This window comes from Streptomyces sp. Tu 2975 (assembly GCF_009832925.1).
Classification (GTDB): Bacteria; Actinomycetota; Actinomycetes; order Streptomycetales; family Streptomycetaceae; genus Streptomyces.
Genome location: NZ_CP047140.1, coordinates 2649450 through 2669424 on the forward strand (window position 1 = coordinate 2649450; position 19975 = coordinate 2669424).

The window sequence follows — 19975 nt, forward strand, 5'->3', positions numbered from 1 at the left end:
TCGGCCCTGCCGGCCCACGGTCACCTGGACGGCGGTGCCCCACCCGGCGGAAAACCACATGAGCGGTGTCAGTGGTCAACCGTAGGCTCGCACCTGATGCCCACTACACCTTCGGATACGTCCGACACCATGGACCGCTCCGCCGTGCGTTCGCTCGTGCGGCTGTGGCCCTATGTGCGCCCGGTCCGCGTACGCCTGTTCAGCGCGGCTCTCGTCGCCATAGTGGCCTCCTGTCTCGGCCTGGTCATCCCGCTGGTGCTGAAGTGGATCGTCGACGGGCCGGTCGCCGCGGGCGATCCGGGCGGGGTCTGGTTCGGGGCCATGGTCCTGCTGTTGCTGGGTGTCGCAGAGGCGGTGCTGTTCGGCTTCCGGCGGTGGCTGGTGGCGCGCCCCCTCGCGGGCGTGGAGGCGGCCATGCGGGCGGATCTCTTCCGCCATCTGCAGCGTCTTCCGGTGGCCTTCCACGACCGCTGGGCCTCCGGGCAGTTGCTCTCGCGCGGCACCACGGACCTGATGCTGCTCCGGATGTTCCTGGCGTTCCCGCTGACCTTCCTGCTCGTCAACGCCACCACGATCCTCGTCGGTTTCGTGATCCTGCTGGGGCAGGAGTGGACGCTGGGGCTCGTCCTCCTTGTTCCCGTACTGCCACTGGTAATCGTCTGTTCGCTCTTCGAGACGCGCTACTCACTGGTCGCGCGGAAGGCGCAGGACCAGGTGGGCGACCTGACGACGGTCGTCGAGGAGAGCGTCCTCGGCATCCGCATCATCAAGGGCTTCGGGCGGCACCGCAGCCAGGCGGAGGCGTTCCGGAGTCTTTCGGAACGGCTCCGCGGCACGGAACTGGGCAAGGCGCGTCTGCTGGGCGGTGTATGGGCGCTGATCACGATCATTCCCGAACTGGCCATCGGCGCGGCCCTGGTGCTCGGCACGATCCAGGTCGCGGACGGCACACTGTCGGCGGGCACGCTCGTCGCCTTCCTGTCGACGGCCCTGGCGCTGCGCTGGCCGGTGGACTCGATCGGTTTCCTGCTGGCCATGAGCCAGGAGGCGGCGACCGCGGCCGACCGTTACTTCGAGGTGCTGGACGCCGAGGAGGAGCGCGAGACGCACGACGGGCAGGAGACCGCGACCCGTCCGGAGAAGGGACGCGGGACGGGCGGCACCGCGGGGGCCGTCACGGCCGGTGTTCCCAAGGGTGGACTGCGTTTCGAGGGCGTCGGGTTCCGCTACCCGGACGCACCCGACGGCAGCGCCCCGGTCCTCGCCCGGATCGACCTCCATGTGCGGCCCGGCGAGACCATGGCCCTGGTGGGCGGTACCGGCAGCGGCAAGACCACCCTCACGGCGCTGGTACCACGGCTGTACGAGCCGACGTCCGGGCGGATCACCCTCGACGGGCAGGACATCACCACCATGCCGCGTGAACGACTGCGCGAGCTGGTGTCGGTGGCGTTCGAGGAGCCGACACTGTTCTCGGCGAGCGTCGCGGAGAACGTCCTGATGGGCGCCGAGGACGCGGAACTGCGCCGCTCGCTGGACATCGCTCAGGCCGGCTTCGTCGACGCCCTACCGCACGGCGCCGCCACCCAGGTCGGCGAGCAGGGTCTCAGCCTGTCGGGCGGTCAGCGCCAGCGCCTCGCGCTGGCGCGCGCCGTCGTCGGCGGGCCGCGCTTCCTGGTCCTCGACGATCCGCTCTCCGCGCTCGACGTGCACACGGAAGCCCTGGTGGAGGCGGCGCTGCGCCGGGTCCTGGAGGACACCACCGCTCTGGTGGTGGCGCACCGACCGTCGACGGTGATGCTCGCCGACCGGGTCGCGCTGCTGTCGGGCGGCCGGATCGCCGCTGTCGGCACCCACCACGAACTGCTGCGCACGAACGCCGAGTACGCATGGCTGATGTCCGGCGCGGAGGCGCCCGACGGCCCGGCCGACGTGGCAGGCCGGCCCGGGACGGGAGCCCCCGGGCCGGTGGCCGGGGGCCCGGACCGCCCGAAGACGCCGAAGGGCCGGACGGACGCGGACACGACCGCAGGGACTGAAGGGACGGCACGGTGACGACGGGGTCGACGAAGGGGCCGGCGACGGCGCACCCGGCGGGACAAGCAGAGGGCGAAGCGCCTACGGGCGAACCGGCGGACACATCGACGGCCGGGACGAACACGCCCGTGGCGGTCCGCCCCGCGACCGGGTCCGCGGCGAGCGGCCCCACCGCCGCCGCCGGCCCCCTCGACGGCACGGCTCCGCCCGGGAAGGGGGTGCCCGCGGGCGACCCGTTCGACCGGGACGCCCTGCCCGCACCGGCCGGCGCGACCGGCGCCCTGCTGCGTTCCCTCCTGGCGCCCCGCCGTGCCCGTGTCGCGCTCGCGGCGGTGCTGCTGCTCCTCCAGCAGGCCGCCGTCCAGGCGGGCCCGCTGCTGGTGGCGTACGCCATCGACCGCGGCGTCCCGGCCTTCCGCGCACGGGACCACGGGCCGCTGATCGCCGTCGGCACCGGGTACGCGCTGTGCGCGGTGGCCGCGGGAGCGCTCCAGTACGCCTTCATCCGCGCCTCCGCACGCGTCAACCAGGACGTGCTCCTCGATCTGCGGGGCCGTATCTTCCGCCACGCCCAGGCGCTGAGCGTCGACTTCCACGAGCGGTACACCTCCGGCCGGCTGATCTCCCGCTCGACGACCGACGTCGAGTCGCTGCGGGAGCTGCTGAGCGAGGGACTTCAGGAACTCATCGGCGTCGTGCTCGCCTTCGTGTACATCTCGGCGATGCTGCTCTGGCTCGACCTCGGGATCGGCGGCATGGCGGTCCTGTCGTTCGTGCCGCTCTACCTGCTGGTGCGGATCTACCGGCGGCGGGCCAGGTCCGTCTTCATGAACCGCTCCACGGCGATCGCGGCGGTCATCGTGAAGTTCGCGGAGACCATGAACGGCATCCGGCCGGTGCGCGCCTTCCGTCGCGAACGGGCCAACGACGCCGACTTCGAGGTGCTCAACCACCGCCACGAACGCACCAACGGCGACGCACTGCTCGAGATGGCGCGCTATGTCGTCGGCTCCCGGCTCGTCGCCAACACCGCTGTCGCGGCGATGGTCCTGTGGGGCGCGTACCGGGTGGCTCAGGGCACGCTCGCGTTGGGTGTGCTGGCCGCCGCCGTGCTGTACCTGCGGCGGCTGTACGACCCGATCGACCGGCTCGGGATGTTCCTCAACTCCTACCAGTCGGCGGCCGCCTCGCTGGAGAAGATCGCGGGACTGCTGGCGCAGGAGCCGACGGTCCCCGAGGCGCGCGAGCCGCGCGAGCTGCCTTCGCGCAGGTCCGGCACGCCGGGCCGCGAAGTGGTGTTCGAGCAGGTCGGCTTCGCGTACCGCACGGGCGGGGAGGTGCTGCCGCGGTTCGATCTGACGATCCCGGCCGGGCAGACCGTCGCGGTCGTCGGCTCGACCGGCGCGGGCAAGTCGACCCTCGCCAAGCTGCTGGCCCGCTTCTACGACCCCACCGAGGGCCGGGTCCTGCTCGACGGGACCGATCTGCGGGACCTGGCCGTGCCGGACCTTCGCCGGGGGGTCGTGATGGTGACCCAGGAGGCGTTCCTGTTCTCCGGAACGGTCGCGGAGAACATCGCGCTCGGGCGGCCGGAGGCGAGCCGCGCGGACATCGAGCAGGCCGCCAAGGCGATCGGCGCCCATGACTTCATCGAGTCCCTGCCCGACGGCTACGACACGGACGTGCGCAAGCGGGGCGGACGGATCTCCGCGGGGCAGCGGCAGTTGGTGTCCTTCGCGCGGGCGCTGCTCGCCGACCCGGCGGTGCTGATCCTCGACGAGGCGACGAGTTCGCTGGACATCCCCGGTGAGCGGGCGGTGCAGCGGGCGATGGACACGGTGCTCCAGGGCCGTACGGCTGTGGTGATCGCGCACCGGCTGTCGACGGTCGAGATCGCGGACCGGGTGCTGGTGATGGAGCACGGCAGGATCGTCGAGGACGGCGCGCCCGCCGAACTGATCGGCGGGGACGGCAGGTTCGCGGGGCTGCACAGAGCCTGGCGGGACAGCGTGGTCGGCTGAGCTTTCGGCGGGCCGGGCCGCCTTGCCCGGCCCGTCGCACGGGCGGACCCGGGGCGGTGCGGAACGCCGCCCGCTGCCGCTCATGCGGTCCGCCCGCCCGGTACGGAATGAGCCACGCCGGGAAGGCGCGCGCCGGACCATGAACAGCCGTGCCACTACGCCGCCTTCACAGATGCAGACTTCGCCGTGAACATCCGGTGGCTTTCCGGGTCGGGCCGGGGCGAATGCACGGGGCCTGCCCGGCAATGATCCGCGAAACGTCCGCTCACCGAACATGACCTATCGGGCAACGGACGAATTCCGGCCAAATTCTTGTCGCGCCCCTGACAGAACGCGCTCTCGGCTGCCAGTCTTCCCCCGATCCACGCACCACAGCTCCGCATGCTCTGCCCGGCCGGCCCACCCAGCCGACCGGTACCCCCTCGCAGAAGGAGTCCGCGTGAGACCCACGCATCGCCGGCGCGCCACCGCGACCGGAGCTCTCATCGCCACCGCCGCCCTTCTCGCGGTCGGCTTCCAGACCGGAACCTCCGCCGCCGCCCAGCCGGAGGCGCCCGCCGCCGCGAAGGCGGGCAAGGCCGACCCGGGTGCGCTGCCCAAGAGCCTGTCCCCCGCCCAGCGCGCGGAGCTGATACGCCAGGCGTCCGCCACGACGGCCGCCACCGCGAAGGAACTCGGCCTCACCGCCAAGGAGAAGCTCGTCGTCCGGGACGTCGCCCAGGACCGCGACGGCACCACGCACACCCGCTACGAGCGCACCTACGACGGGCTGCCCGTCCTCGGCGGCGACCTGGTGGTCGCGAAGACGGCCACTGGCGCGACCGCCTCCGTGTCCAAGGCGTCCAGGGCCTCCCTCAAGGGCGCCGACACCAGCGCCGACATCGCGCCGGCCACGGCGGAGAAGCAGGCCCTCGGTGCGGCCAAGGCCGAAGGGTCCACCCGGTCCAAGGCCGACCGCGCGCCCCGCAAGGTGATCTGGCTGACCGACGGCAGGCCCACCCTGGCGTACGAGACGGTCGTCGGCGGGATGCAGCACGACGGCACCCCGAGCGAGCTGCACGTCATCACGGACGCCACCACGGGCGAGAAGCTCTTCGAGCGCCAAGCCGTCCACACCGGCACCGGCAACACCCAGTACAGCGGGCAGGTCACCCTCGGCACGGCCCCCTCGTACACGCTCACCGACACGACCCGCGGCAACCACAAGACGTACAACCTCAACCGCGGCACGTCCGGCACCGGCACGCTCTTCTCCGGCCCCGACGACATCTGGGGCAACGGCTCGCCGTCGAACCTGGAGACCGCGGGCGCCGACGCGCACTACGGCGCGGCCCTCACGTGGGACTACTACAAGAACGTGCACGGCCGCAGCGGCATCCGCGGCGACGGCGTCGGCGCGTACTCCCGGGTCCACTACGGCAACAACTACGTCAACGCGTTCTGGCAGGACAGCTGCTTCTGCATGACGTACGGCGACGGGTCCGGCAACGCCAAGCCGCTCACCTCCATCGACGTGGCCGCGCACGAGATGACGCACGGCGTCACCTCCAACACCGCCGGCCTGGTCTACAGCGGTGAGTCCGGCGGCCTCAACGAGGCGACCAGCGACATCTTCGCCGCGGCCGTCGAGTTCCACGCGAACAACTCCCAGGACGTGGGCGACTACCTCGTCGGCGAGAAGATCGACATCCGGGGCAACGGCACGCCACTGCGCTACATGGACAAGCCCAGCAAGGACGGCTCGTCCAAGGACTACTGGTACGCGGGCATCGGCAACGTCGACGTCCACTACTCCTCGGGCCCGGCGAACCACTGGTTCTACCTGCTCTCCGAGGGCAGCGGAGCCAAGACCGTCAACGGCGTGAACTACGACTCGCCGACGTCCGACGGTCTGCCGGTGACCGGCATCGGCCGCGAGAAGGCCGCGCTGATCTGGTACAAGGCGCTCACCACCAAGTTCAGCTCCCGCACCGACTACGCGGGCGCCCGCACCGGCACCCTCGCGGTCGCGACCGAGCTCTACGGAGCGTCCAGCGCCGAGGTCAAGTCGGTCACCGACGCCTGGGCCGGCATCAACGTCGGCTCCCGTCCGGGCGGTGGCGACCCCGACCCGGACCCGGGCACCGTCTTCGAGAACGCGGCTGACGTCAGCATCCCCGACGCGGGCGCCGCGGTGACCTCCTCGGTCAACGTCACCGGCCGCACCGGCAACGCCCCATCCACCCTTCAGGTCGGCGTCGACATCGTGCACACATGGCGCGGTGACCTCGTCATCGACCTGCTCGCCCCGGACGGCACCGCGTACCGCCTGAAGGGCTCGAGCGGTTCGGACTCGGCGGACAACGTCAAGGCGACCTACACGGTGAACGCCTCGAGCGAGGTCGCCAACGGCACCTGGAAGCTGCGGGTGCAGGACGTGGCCCGCTACGACACCGGCTACATCAACAGCTTCAAGCTCACCTTCTGAGGCTGACCGCACATCCCTGATCCGGGGCGCTGCCCGGGACGCCGCGACGGCTCCCGGGCAGCGCCCTTCCACGTACGGGGGCCGTTGCGTCCGCCGTGCCCGACCAGCAGGAGCCGGCCGGGAGTTGATCCGTCGCGGCCGGCGGTATGTCTAGGCTGACGGCATGACCGTCTCCGCCGGCACGACCGACACCATCGCCGCTCCCGTACGGGTCCTGCTCGCCGACGACGAGACCATGATGCGCGCCGGGGTGCGGGCGATCCTGGCCGCCGATCCGGGCGTCGCGGTGGTCGCGGAGGCCGGTGACGGTCGTCAGGCCGTCGAACTCGCCCTGGCGCACCGGCCGGACGTCGCCCTGCTCGACATCCGGATGCCGCGGCTCGACGGGCTCGCCGCCGCCGAGGAGCTGAGCCGTGTGGCGCCCGGGACGGCGGTGGTCATGCTCACCACCTTCTCGGAGGACGAGTACATCGAGCGGGCCCTGGGCGCGGGGGTCAGCGGGTTCCTGCTGAAGTCCGGGGACCCCAGGGAGCTGATCGCGGGCGTGCGGGCGGCGGCCGAGGGCGCCGCCTGCCTGTCCCCCGAGATCGCACGTCGCGTGCTCGACCGGCTCGGTGCGGGACGGATGTCGCGGGCGGCGGAGGCCCGGACGGCGCTGGAGCCGCTGACCGGCCGCGAGCGTGAGGTCGTGGCGCTGGTGGGGGCCGGCCTGTCCAACGCCGAGATCGCGGCGCGGCTGTTCGTGGTGGAGGGCACGGTCAAGGCGCATGTCAGCGCCGTCCTCGGCAGGCTGGAGCTGAGGAACCGGGTACAGCTGGCGATTCTGGCGTACGAGGCGGGGCTGGTGGCCGACACACCGCGATCGTCAACTTCGGGTTGACGAGCTTTGTGCGTCAACCTAAGGTTGTCGCATGACCGATCCTGTGCGTCTCACGCATCCCGTGCGCCTCGACGATCTGATCGAGGCGATCAAGAAGGTCCACTCCCAGCCGCTCGACCAGCTGTCCGACGCGGTGATCGCCGCCGATCACCTCGGCGACATCGCCGACCACCTCATCGGCCACTTCGTCGACCAGGCCCGCCGCTCCGGCGCCTCATGGACCGAGATCGGCACCTCCATGGGCGTCACCAAACAGGCGGCCCAGAAGCGCTTCGTGACCAAGCAGTCCGACCAGCCGCTCGACCTCGACCCGAGTCAGGGCTTCGCCCGCTTCACCCCTCGCGCCAGGAACGTCGTCGCGGCGGCCGCCAACGAGGCGCTCGCCGCCCGCAACGCCTTCGTCGGCCCCGAGCACCTCGTCCTCGGCCTGCTCGCCGAGCCCGACGGCCTCGCCGTGAAGGCGCTCGCCGCCCAGGGCGCCGACCCCGAACGGATCCGCGCCTCGGCGACGACGGCACTCCCGCCGGCCGCCGACGAACTCCCGGAGATCGCCCCGTACGACGCGCGTGCCCGCAAGGTGCTGGAGCTGACCTTCCGCGAGGCACTGCGCCTCGGGCACAACTACATCGGCACCGAGCACATCCTGCTCGCCCTGCTGGAGGCGGAGGACGGCAGCGGTCCGCTGGCGTCGCTCGGCGTCGGCAAGGAGGCCGCCGAGCAGTGGGTGACCGACACCCTCGCGGCGTTCATGGCGGCGAAGCAGCAGCCGTAGGGCATGCGCCCCCACTTTCGCCGGGGGCCCCGGACGCGGGGTCCCTGACAGGGTGGAGGCATGCGCAGAGAGAACACCCGCGAAGTCCTCACCGACCTGGCGCTGTGGGCGGCGCTCGCCTTCTGCGTCCTGCTGCGCTCCGACCCGAACGACGGCGGCTCGTGGTGGTGGGTCGGCACCGGCGTCCCCCTGCTCGGCCTCGCGGTCCTGCTGTGCCGGTCGTGGCCGCTGGTGTCCCTGGTCGTCGCCGTCTTTCTCAGCGCATGGCAGACACCGGAACTGTTCACCGCCTCCTACGCACCCGCCATGGCCGCCTTCGGGTATCTCTCCGGCCGCCGCACGGCGACCGCCCGCCCGGCGCTGCTCACCTTCGCCGGCATCGCGGCGGCGGGGCTGGTCCTCGGCCTGGCGCTGGAGGACCTGTGGACCTGGTTCGCCCTCCTGATCACGCTGCTGTTCGCCGTCGTCGTCCCCTGGCTGGTCGGCCGCTACGTGCGCCAGTACGCCCAACTCGTTGCGACCGGCTGGCAGCTGGCCGACCGTATGGAACGCGAACAGCAGGCGGTGGCCGACCGGGAGCGGCTGCGCGAGCGGTCGAGGATCGCCGGGGACATGCACGACTCGCTCGGCCACGACCTGTCGCTGATCGGCGTACGGGCCGCGGCCCTGGAGGTCGACGCGAGCCTCGGGCCCCGGCAGCAGCAGGCGGCCCGCGAACTCCGCGAGGCGGCGGCGGAGGCGACCGCCCGGCTGCGGGACATCGTCGGCGTGCTGCGCGCCGACGGGGAGACCGCCCCGACCGCGCCCAACGGGGAGACGGTGGGCGCACTGGTGGAACGGGCCCGCGACTCGGGCCTCGACGTACACCTCCACGAGGACGGCCCGCGCGCCGGCCTCCCGCAGATGACCGCCCGGGCCGTGCACCGCGTCGTCCAGGAGTGCCTGACGAACGCGGCGAAGCACGCACCCGGCGCGGCGGTGCGCGTCGCGCTGTCCTACGGCGACGCCGGCGTCACCGTCCGCGTCACCAACCCCCTTCCGCCGTCCACCCCTTCCCGCTCCCCGGACGGAACGGGTCTCGTCGGCCTGGACGAACGGGTGCGTCTGACGGGCGGCACGCTCACCCACGGCCCGGACGCGGACGGCTTCACGGTGACGGCCCGTCTCCCGCTGTCGTCCGGTCCCGCCCCCACACCGCCGGCGGCCCCCACGGCGGCCCGCGAACTCGACGACGCCCGCCGCCGCGTACGGCGTGGCCTGCTCCAGGCCCTGACCGTCCCGGTCGCGGTCGGCGCGGTGCTGGCCCTGCTGATCCTGGGCTTCCGCTTCTGGAGCGACTCCCGCACCGTGATGGAACGTGCTCAGTACGACCGCATCCGCGTGGGCGACACCCGTGCGGACGTCCTCACCCGCCTCCCCCGCCTCTCCCTGGACGGCCCGCCGTCAGGTGTCCAGCCGGAGCCGGCGGACGCGGGGCGCTGCGAGTACTACCGCGCGAAGAAGTACGAGACGACGCCGGCGTACCGGCTCTGCTTCAAGGACGACCGCCTGACGTCGAAGACGATCGTGACGGACGTGGACAACGAGGAGGACCGCCCCCGGTGACACCGGGAGCGGTCCTCGCGCGCCGTCGCACCGCGCAGTCCTCGCGGACGTGGCCCGCCCGCGGCCGACGGCTACTTGATGCCGAGGAGCTGCTCCAGGGGATCGATGGCGAAGTAGACGAGGAACAGCGCCGCGGTGCCCCACAGCAGCCAGTGCACCTCACGGGCCTTGCCCAGGCACGCCTTGATGACCACGTAGGCGATGAAGCCGGCGCCGATGCCGTTGGTGATGGAGTAGGTGAACGGCATGACGACGATGGTCAGGAAGGCGGGGACGGCGACGTCGTAGCGGTCCCAGTCGATGTGCCTGACCTGGGTCATCATCAGGAACCCGACGGCGACGAGCGCCGGGGCCGCGGCCTGGAGGGGCACGATCGTCAGGACCGGGGCGAGGAAGAGGGCGAGAGCGAACAGACCGCCGGTCACGAGGTTGGCGAAACCGGTACGCGCACCTTCACCGACACCCGCGGCGGACTCGATGTACGTGGTGGCGGACGAGGAGGAGGCGGCGCCGCCCGCGACGGCGGCAGCACCGTCGATGAGAAGAACGCGGCCCAGGCCGGGGACCTGACCCCGCTCGTCGAGGAGGCCGGCTTCGGCGGTGACACCGACGACGGTGCCCATCGTGTCGAAGAAGTCGGACAGGACCAGGGTGAAGACGAGAAGGACCACGGTCAGCACGCTGACCTGGCCGAACGAGCCGAACAGATCGAAGTTGCCCAGTAGCGCGAAGTCAGGGGCGGCGAACGGCTCGTCGGGCAGCGAGGGCGAGGTCAGGCCCCAGGACTTGACGTCGGCCAACTCGTTGACGACGACGGCGACGACCGTCATCAGGACGATGCTGATGAGAATGGCGCCCTTGACCTTGCGCGCGAGGAGCACGATCGTCAGCAGCACGCCGAGGCAGAAGACGAGCATGGGCCAGCCGGTGAGCGCACCGGTGCCGAGCTGCACGGGCACGGTGGTGTTGGCGGCGTCCGGGATACGGGTGACGAACCCGGCGTCCACGAAACCGATGAACGCGATGAACAGGCCGATGCCGACGCTGATGGCTTGTTTGAGGGGCTGCGGAATGGCGTGCATGACGGCCTCACGCAGACCGGTCACCACCAGGACGCAGATCAGCAGACCTTCCAGCACGATGAGGCCCATCGCGTCGTCCCAGCCCATCAGAGGGGCGACCTGGAAGGCGACGACGGCGTTGATGCCCAGGCCCGCGGCCAGGGCGAGCGGCAGATTGCCGCCCACACCCATGATCACGGTCATGACCGCGGCCACCAGCGCCGTGACGGTGACCAGTTGCCCGGCGTCCAGCTGCTCACCGAACTTGTCCTTGGCGCTGCTCAGGATGATCGGGTTGAGCACGAGGATGTACGCCATGGTGAAGAACGTGGCGAACCCGCCGCGTATCTCCCGGCCGAGTGTCGAGCCACGTTCGGTTATGCCGAAGAACCGGTCGAGCGGGCCGCCGGTTCCGGTGGGCGGCGCGTCGGCCGGGCTGGTCGCGCTGGTCTGCATGACGGCGTCTCCTGGGCCTGCAAGTGGGAGAGGGAAGGATGTGGGGCGCCGGGGGGAAGAGCGTTCACGACCGTTGTGCGAACACACATGCGGCACCTCGCGAGCGGATCATACGTGGCGCGACGCGGTACACAACCAGGCCGTGTCGAACCAGGATTGGCCGGTCGGGCAAGCCCTGTGGCTTCCTACGAAATCCCTGACGACCTATCCCGCATAACGGGATGCAGACGACAGTGGCCATGGAGTAGCGCCGAGTAACTGCCTACTCTCGCACCGTGCATCCACCCCTCCCCTTCAACGCGCGCGCCGCCCGCACCCTGCGCGAGAAACTCGGGATGGCCCACGGTCACGTCGCCTACGGCATGCGCGCCTCCTACGGCATGGCGCACATCACGCCCGACCACATCGCGGCGTGGGAACGCGGCACGGCGCTGCCGACCGCCGACGAACTCACCGCCCTGGCCGGTGCCCTGTGGTGCGCCCCCGGTGAGCTCATGGGTCAGGCCCGTACCCTGCGCGAGCACCGCCTCGCCCGCGGACTTCCCGTCGAGGACGTCGCACGGGCCACGGGACTTACGCTCGACGCCTACCACCACATGGAAGAGACCGGCGTGTGGACCGGCGACAAGCGCCAGTCCGCCGCTCTCGGTAGCGTTCTCGCCCTTCCCCCACGCGACTTCATCGCCATCACCGGACTCGAGGACGAACTGGCCCGCCTCCTCACCGAGGCCGTCTCCACCCGCTGGCAGGCCCATATCCGCGCCATCGCCAAGCTCGTCGCCATCGACCGCCGCGACCTGAAGGACCCCCTGCGCACCATGCAGCAGGACTACCAGACCCTCCTGGCGGCCACCCTCAGCCGGGCCGGCGGCAGCACGGCCTCCGGCGAGGACGGCCGGCGCTACCTCGACGAGATCGTCGACCACTTCTGGGCGCTGCTCCCGGACCACTGAGGGCGGTCGCCGCCCAACCGGCCGGGACAGCGAGAAGGACCGCCCCCGGTGATACCGGGGACGGTCCTGATGGAGGCACTCCGACGCCGTCGGACTCCTGCCGGAGGTCCGGGCGGAGCCCTTACCCGGCAGACGTGCCCGTCAACTGCCGGGGAGGCAGCGTGCCGCGACGGCGACCGCCTCGTCCAGAGAGGCCACCACCTCTGCGGACTCGACCTGCTGCGTGTCGATCACTCGATACGGGCCGCCCCCCATCGGCACGACGTGCAGTTCTCGTGCGCCCTGCACACCGTCGCCGAAACTGAGCCTCAGCACACCGTGACTCAGATTCGGGAACAGCCGATGGAAGCGCCCGTCCTCGTGGAAGGCCGTGACCAGGCTCCGTTCGTCCGCGTACACCTCGGCGGTGCACAGCCGGTCCCACTGAGCGCGGGTGACGTCCCCTTCCTCGCGGGCCCGGGCGAGGCGCCCGGGGACCATGAAGGGGAATCGCCCGGCGAAGTCGCCCACCAGCATCCCTCCCCGCCATGCCGCGACGGCGTCCACCAGCGATTCCAGATCGTCCGTCGCGCCCTCGGCCCAGACGAACCTGCGCTCGTAGATACCCAGGAAGAACGTCCGGGACTCCGTACCGAGGGACACGTGCATCGTCCCCCGTCCGGATTCCAACTCCGCAGTGACGGATTCCCCAGCGGGTGAGGACGCCGGGTCGACGACCGCGCCCACGTCGATTCCGCGACGGCGGGCGATGGACACGATGGCATCCGTCAGCCCGCCCATCGCGGACACGTCCGGATAGAGCCCGGAATCGATGGCACTCACTGGGCCCGGAACTCCCTTCGCGTCCTGATCAGCACCCGCACGACGGCCCCGGTTCGTTGATGTACGGCCTGATCCGCCCGAAGGTCGACCAGTCGGGTTCCGGGATCTTCTCTTCCACAAGCTTCCCCTTGGCGTTGGGCTTGTAGAACTTGATCGAGTCCCAGGACCGCTTGCCGTGCACGACGGCTCTGGCGATCATGCCCATCTCGATGTCGGTGGCGTAGGGATGTGTCGGGTTGAGTCCGTCCTTCGCCGACTCCGCGAAGGACGGGATTCCCTTCATGTTGACATGGAGCCGGACATTCGAGTCCGCGATCGCGTTCTCCACAGGGCCCTGCCAGTCCGAGACGCCGTCGAAGTGCTTGTATCCCTTCTCGTTCGCCCAGGTGTACGTGCCCTCGTCCTTCATGCCGAGAGCGACGTCGCAGTTGTGCACCAGGACCGGAACGGCATCGGCCAGCACGTAGTACGCGTGGATGCCCGTCACGGTGAGGTCGTGCGTGCGCCGGCGCTCTTCGAAGTGACGCGTGTCCGTGACCTCGGCCGTGTCCCCCGACGGCGTGCGGAGAGTCATGCCGGGACGCAGGTCGCCCGCCTTGACCCACTCGCCCTCGGAGACCACCCAGAACGGGTGAGTCGTGGTGGCGATCAGCGCTTCCGGGGTGCCGGACCCACCGGTGATCGTGAGGTCGACGAAGTGCTTGTCGTCCTCGGTGACGATCGTGCCGGCGACCTCGCGGACCGTCGTCCCTCCGGTCTCAGGGTCGGTGACGGTCACCTTGTCGCCGAGCGCGATGTCCTCGATCGGCCTGGTGGTTCCGTCGGCGAGCAGGACCTTCGTGCCGGGCAGGAAGCTGTGGCAGTCCGGCTTCTTCTTCTTGAGGGCCGCCGCGGCCTTCTTCTTGGCCGCTGCCAGCGCGTCCTTCGCCTTGGACAGCCCGTCCTTGGCCTTGTCGACCGCCTTGCCGGCCTTCCACAGGTCCTTGACGCCGCCGACGAGGTCACCGACGAGACCGACCACCCGCTTGGCGAGCTTGGCACCCTTCGCCCAGTTCCACGGCGCGCCGTACTTCGCCAGGATCTTGCCGGCGAGGCCGCCGGCGAAGCTGCCCGCGATGTTGAGCAGCGTCTCGCCGCAGGCACCCATGTCCCCGCTGGAGACACAGTCGAGCGCGGCGTCCACGCCCAGGATGTCCCGGGCGATCTTGACGAGCGCCTTGCCCGCGGACTTGATGCGCTGCTTGGCCGCCGACTGCTGCTCCTGGGCGCCGGCCAGGACGTTCGATGCTCCGTCGACGTTGTTGGATGCGGTCTTCACCGGGTCCGACTTGCCGCCGGAGATTGGGAGTCCGCCCCGGCACTCGATGAGACCCTGCATGCACTCCGGAATGGCCATACCGCTCGGGTCGGCGTGAGTCACCGGGGTGTTGTTGGCGTAGGCGTAGCCGTTGATCTGCTGCGGCTGGGTGTAGTCGATGATCGGGTCCACCGAGACGAACTTGCCGATCACCGCGTCGTACTCGCGCGCGCCAAGATGGGTCAGGCCCGTCGACTTGTCGATCGTTCCGCCGACGAACCCCTTCTCTCCCGGCCAGGTGCCGGTCGCCTCACCCCGCTCGAGGCCGAAGGGATCGAAGCGGCGTTGCGTGACCGAACCGGTCACGGCATCGATGGCGAGCTCGCCGGTGCCGTGGTGGTCGGAGGCGAGGAACGAGACCATGCCGTTGTCCGTGCGCACGGCCACGGACTGCCCGGCGTGTGCGTAGTAGCGGGTGGCCTGCTTCCTGGCTCCGTCGGCGGAGAGCTTCAGCTCCATGCCGGGCAGGTAGACCGTCGTGCCGGTCGCGTCCTTGCGCTGGACCCGGTTGCCGTCGCTGTCGTACAGGTAGGTCGTCTCCGACCCGTCGGCCTCCTTCGCCCTGGCGAGCTTGCCGGCGTCGGTCCACTCGAGCACCTGGGCGTCTCCGCCGATGGTGCGCTTGGTGGTGTTGCCCGAGTCGTCGTACTCGTACGTCGACTGCCGGTCGCCCGTGGGCGTGTTCTCGATGACCTTGGTGACCTGGTGCGGCCCGTCACCGAGGACGCCCGCGCCGCCGTACGTGTAGGTGCGGGTGATGTTCCCTGCCGGGTTGAGGCCGGTGTCGTGGACGGTGTCGGACGTCCGGTTGCCGATCGCGTCGGTGACGTACGACTTCCAGTAGGGAGCCGGGCCGCCGAACGGCTTCGCCCCCGGCGCGGACTGGCAGGCGGACGGGCCGGAGCCCTCGACCGGGGCGACCGAACCCAGGGAGCCGCCGCCGGCCGCCTCGGCCGCCGTCGCCGCCGGGGTCCATGCCTCCGCGAGTCGCTGGCGCGCGTCGTAGCCGAAGCATTGGACGTCCGGGGACGCGGTGTTCGACGTGTCCGCGATCGACAGGACGTTGCCCGCCTGATCGTAGGAGTAGTTCGACCGCTTCACCGGCGCAGGTGCCCCGTAGACGTCGACCGTCGTGCTGCGCAGCCGGTCGGTGCCGGTCTCGTAGTCGAAGCTCTGCCAGACCTTCTTCCCGCTGCCCGTGGACAGTTCCAGTTGGAGCAGATGGCTGTTCCCGGAGTACACGGTGCCGGTCACGTAGGACGTCGAACCGGTCAGCGACGTCGGCCGCTGGAGATCGTCGTACCCGCTGACCAGCACCTCCGCCGGCAGACCGCCGGCGGCGGGCAGCCCGTTGGACTGCACGGTTCCGTCGCGGTTGTAGGCCGCGGTGAAGGTGTACGTCCCGGCGAGCGCCCCCTGGGACGCCGGCACCACGTAGTCCGTCCGCAGTGGCCGGTAGAGGTCGTCCCATGTCTGGGTGATGTTGGCGAAGTACTCGGTGGGCGAGACATAGCTGAGCGCGGCATACGCCCGGCCGAGCATCCCCGGCCGGTCGTACCGGGTCTCCGTGATCCGCGTACCGGTGTTCGCCTCGCCCTGCCAGGTGGACAGGGTCCGGCCGAGCTTGTCGTAGACCGTCGACATCTTCTTGCCGCGGCCGTCCGTCGCCGAGACCGGCCGGTCGAGACCGTCGTAGACCGTCGTAGACGTCCCCGCGTCCGGGTCGACGCTCTTCGTCTTCCGCCCCAGCAGGTCGTACTCGTAGCGCCACACGTTGCCCTTGGCGTCCGTGACCGTTTCGAGCTGGTTCTTGGGCGTGAAGGTGTACCTGGTGGTGTCGTAGCCCGACAGCGGGTTCGGCGAATCGCCCTTGTAGTGCCAGATCTCCTTGGTGTTGCCCTTGGCGTCCGTGATGGACGTCGTCGGCACGCCGCCCTTCGGCGGGTCGACCGTGGTGCGCTCTCCGTCGTACGTCGTGGTGGTGCGCCACTGCTCGACGCCCGAGACCGCCATGATCTGCGCGGTCGGACGGCCGAGGCCGTCGTACTCCATGAGGCTCTGCTGGCCGACCTCGCCGTTGCGGACGATCAGCAGCTCGCCGGAAGCCGCACCCGCCGCGTTGTAGGTGGCGTTGGTCTTCTTGACCTTGCCCGTGCCGTCGTAGAACGAGTCGGCGACCATGCGGGTGCCGCCCGGACCCTCGGTCTGGAGCTGGCGCGGGCGCAGCAGGCTGTCGTACAGCTGGTACTCGGAGCCGTACGAGCCGTCGTTCTCGATCTTCTCCGTCCTGATCGCCGTGACCTTGTCGCGGCGGACGTTGTACGAGTACTTGATGCTCGGCGTCTGCGTCTTCGCGCGGTCGGGGAGCCAGACCGAGGTCAGGCGGCCGAGGCCGTCGTAGGCGAGGTCCGTGCGCTTGCCGTTGGGATCCGTCTGGCCGGCCGACATGCCCCACGCCGGGACGTAGTCGGTGGTCGTGACGTGGCCCAGCGCGTTGGTGTTCTTCGTCTGCGAGATCAGGCCGTTGACGTCCGTGTACGCCGTCTTGGTCTCGGCGCCGGACGCGTCCTTCTGCGACAGCGGACGGCCGAAGGTGTCGTACGTGGTGGTGCCGGTGACCTGGTAGGTGGCGGTGGTGCCGTTGTGCGAGGTCAGGCGCTCGGTGGTGGTGGCGAGACCTCTGGTCGGGGCCGCTCCGAAGGCCAGGCCGTCGTACGAGGTGCGCTCGTCGGCGTGGACCTGGGTCCGGCGGTCCGGTGTGGCCGAGCACCTCACGCCCACCGACTCGCTGCGGGAGGGCAGCGTGAGGATGTTGGCGGCCGTGTTGTCGGCGTACCAGGTGCGGGTGCAGGTGTCGTCGGACGGCGTGGAGACGTCGCCCTGGTCGTCGACCTCCGTGACCCGGCCGGTGCCGTTCGCGGTGTCGTACTTCGTGACGGACCTGGACTCCAGCCAGGTCCCGCCGGACCGCAGCTCGAAGCCGCGCTCCGTTTCGGTGCGCACGATCGACGCGTGGGTGGTGCCCCAACTGCGCGTCTGTGTCGCGGTGTTCACCTTCCATGGGGTGCTGATGACCTTGGAGACGACCTTGCCGCCGTCCCAGGTCTGCGCCTCCAACTGGTGCCCGGTGAACTCCTCGGAGTCGGTCCACTCGGCGCCGGTCGAGTCCTGGACCTTGACCGAGCGGGTGCCGCCGTCGGGGTCCTTGTCGCCGTCCATGCCCTGGAGGTACGTGTAGTCGATGCGGGTGGTCTGCTTGTCGGCACTGCCGGAGGTGACGGTGACCTTGCCGTAGCCCTGCCAGCCGCCCCATGTGAGGTACTTGTCCTCGGTGATGCCGTCCGGCTTGGCCTTCCGCCAGGCGGCGTCACCGTTGTAGTCGTACCGGGTGACGAGAGAGTCGCCGCCGCCGGTGCGGTCGGTCTCGACGATCTCGGCGACGACGTACTTGTGGAACCAGTCGGTGATGGGCTCGATGGTGCCCGGCGGGGCCCACTTGACCGGGTAGCAGCGCTTGGTCGACTCGCCAGGGCCGGGCAGTGCGGCCCTGGTGCACTCGGTCGGCGCGTAGTTGATGTCGAGCTGGGCGCCGGTCTCGCTGAGTACGGCCGCGAGACGGTAGCGGTGGAAGGGCGCGATGTTGTCGCCGATCGCGTCGACGCGATTGACGAGCTGCACGCCGTAGAGCTCCAGCGCGGGCAGCTCGGCCGCCGTGCCGACCCGGCCCTCGTGCTCCAGCTTGGAGAGCCACAGCGTCTTCGAGTCGTCACCGTTGTCCGTGAACAGGTGCGTGAAGGACCACGCGTCCACGTCCTGGTACTCGGTGGCACTCTTGCGCATCTGGGTGGTGATGCTCGTCAGGCGCTTCGTGGTCCAGAAGGTCTGGCCGACGGTGCACTTGGTGGCGGCCTTGCACTCCTGGTCGACCGGAGTGTCCGGCCAGTGCGCCGCGTTCGCCTTGGTCCGCTTGTCTTCGGCGCAGTCGAAGTCCGTTGTGGGCAGGCAGCGCTCTGCGACGTCGAAGAGGACACGGGCGGGAGCCTTCGCCGCATACACGGAGCCGTCACGCTGGCCGTAGTCGATGCGCTTCAGATAGCCGCCGCGGTGGTACGCGGTGCCGTTGACGTCCGTCTTGCCGTTGAGGGCGTAGTGGTTCGTCTCGGGCGCGTAGAAGTAGGACATCACGTTGCCGTGGGTGTCCTTGACGTAGTCCAGGCTCCAGCGCCAGGCCTGCTTGCAGTGGGCACTGGTGAACGTCGCGTTGTAGCAGGGCTCTCCGGAGTCGTCACCGAAGACGGGGACGGTCCAGGCGGAGCCGGTGGTCTCGTTGCCCGTCGCGAAGCCGGGCAGACGGTTGAGCCCGAACCAGTACTGGGTGCCGTCGGCGGTGGTGACCTTCCAGTGCTCGCCGTCGTTGTCGCCGTTCGTGGCTCCGGTGAGCTTCTCGACCTTGGTGCCGTCGTCCGACGAGAACTTCCAGTCGCCGGTCTTGTCGTCCTTGATCAGCTCGGACGAACTGCCGTTGAGCATGATCGAGGCGTTGTCGAACGCCCAGCACTGCTCACCCGAGGTCGAGTGGCCGTCGTCGGCACACGGCTTGTAGCGGCGTTCGATATAACCGGCGTCGTAGGAGAAGCCCTCACCGATCCACGAACCCTGGTTGTTCGTCGCGGCGGTGCGGCCGTCGGCCGACTGGGACGAATAGCCGAGACCGACCGTCGGGGAGAGGCCGCCCGGCGTGGGCACCGTCCGCATCGGGTAGTTCCAGCTGAACCCGCCGGAGGAGTTGGCGACGCTCCAGCTGGCCGACGGGGCGAGCGAGGTCGCCTTGTACGAGCCCTGCGCCGAGGACGGGCCCGCCGCGAGCGCGACGAGCGGAGCGCTCTCGACGGCCATGGTCGACGGCCCGGTCTCCGGCGCGGGCGCCGCGACCACGGAGGCCGAGACCGTGCGGTCCTCGGGGTCGTTCACCGTCGGCAGCGGCTTAGGCAGCTCGGGGCAGGCCTTGCTGCCCGGGATGGCGACGGCAGCGCAGGCAGGTAGCTGGACCAGGTGAAGCCGTGAGGCGTACGACCCACCGTAGCCTTCGGCGAAGGACGCGTAGTCGACGGTCAGCCGGACCGTGGCGGCCTTCGCCTGGTCGTCCGCGCGCTCCACGCGTAGCAGTGCTCCGGCACCGAGATCGGCGGCCCGCTCCGAGGGCAGGACGTCGACGGTGACCTTGGCGGGTGCGGCCGGAGCCGCTTCCGCGGCACCGGCACGGGCGGACTTCCGGGTCTTGGGCGGCACGGAGGAGACCGCGACCGGCAGTCCGCCGATCTTCGTCTCCTTCGGCGACGAGGAGGCGACGGCCAGCTCGGCGCTGCCGCCGGCCGGCCAGACCGCCTTGTCCAGCGTCTTGACCGCGGACTTCCTTGCCGCGTCCGCGGGGCGCCCCGTCGCCGCGGCGTTCTTCCCCTCGACGGGATCGCCGAGGTCCTGCACGCCGGGCCTGCCCCGGCCTTGCTGCTCCAAGGGCAGCGGCATCGCCTGGACCGTACCTCC

Annotated in this window: 10 protein-coding genes; 7 read left to right on the plus strand and 3 right to left on the minus strand. The window is 70.5% G+C overall.

Annotated elements, in window-relative coordinates:
* The first annotated feature begins 96 nt into the window (after positions 1-96).
* The 6 genes from GLX30_RS11470 (at position 97) to GLX30_RS11495 (ending at position 9782) form a co-directional block, all read left to right on the plus strand.
* Positions 97-2055, plus strand: a complete 1959-nt coding sequence (locus tag GLX30_RS11470) for an ABC transporter ATP-binding protein (protein WP_159686927.1) — start codon at positions 97-99, stop codon at positions 2053-2055.
* 200 nt (positions 2056-2255) lie between these two features.
* Positions 2256-4058, plus strand: coding sequence for an ABC transporter ATP-binding protein (locus tag GLX30_RS11475; protein ID WP_159694984.1), 1803 nt, complete (start codon positions 2256-2258; stop codon positions 4056-4058).
* A gap of 439 nt (positions 4059-4497) precedes the next feature.
* Complete coding sequence (locus GLX30_RS11480) at positions 4498-6525, plus strand: M4 family metallopeptidase (protein ID WP_159686929.1); 2028 nt, start codon at positions 4498-4500, stop codon at positions 6523-6525.
* A gap of 163 nt (positions 6526-6688) precedes the next feature.
* Positions 6689-7405, plus strand: a complete 717-nt coding sequence (locus tag GLX30_RS11485) for a response regulator transcription factor (protein WP_159686932.1) — start codon at positions 6689-6691, stop codon at positions 7403-7405.
* Between the two features lie 31 nt (positions 7406-7436).
* Complete coding sequence (locus GLX30_RS11490; protein ID WP_159686935.1) at positions 7437-8177, plus strand: Clp protease N-terminal domain-containing protein; 741 nt, start codon at positions 7437-7439, stop codon at positions 8175-8177.
* 60 nt (positions 8178-8237) lie between these two features.
* Entirely contained in the window at positions 8238-9782 is a 1545-nt protein-coding gene (locus GLX30_RS11495) for a histidine kinase (protein WP_159686938.1), read from the plus strand.
* Between the two features lie 71 nt (positions 9783-9853).
* Here the strand turns inward: GLX30_RS11495 and GLX30_RS11500 are convergent, their stop codons facing one another.
* Positions 9854-11299 carry an NCS2 family permease gene (locus GLX30_RS11500; RefSeq protein ID WP_159686941.1) on the minus strand — a complete coding sequence of 482 codons (1446 nt, stop codon included), beginning with the start codon at positions 11297-11299 and terminating at the stop codon, positions 9854-9856.
* Positions 11300-11574: 275 nt separating this feature from the next.
* On the opposite strand from GLX30_RS11500, the gene GLX30_RS11505 reads away from it, so the two are divergent.
* Positions 11575-12252, plus strand: a complete 678-nt coding sequence (locus GLX30_RS11505; protein ID WP_159686944.1) for a helix-turn-helix transcriptional regulator — start codon at positions 11575-11577, stop codon at positions 12250-12252.
* A gap of 141 nt (positions 12253-12393) precedes the next feature.
* On the opposite strand, the gene GLX30_RS11510 is transcribed toward GLX30_RS11505, so the two are convergent.
* Together GLX30_RS11510 and GLX30_RS11515 are read right to left on the minus strand one after the other, a co-directional pair.
* The gene (locus tag GLX30_RS11510; RefSeq protein WP_159686947.1) at positions 12394-13074 is read right to left on the minus strand and encodes a DUF6193 family natural product biosynthesis protein; all 681 of its coding nucleotides are present in this window, start codon (positions 13072-13074) and stop codon (positions 12394-12396) included.
* 28 nt (positions 13075-13102) lie between these two features.
* Entirely contained in the window at positions 13103-19957 is a 6855-nt protein-coding gene (locus tag GLX30_RS11515) for a polymorphic toxin-type HINT domain-containing protein (protein ID WP_159686950.1), read from the minus strand.
* Positions 19958-19975 lie beyond the last annotated feature (18 nt).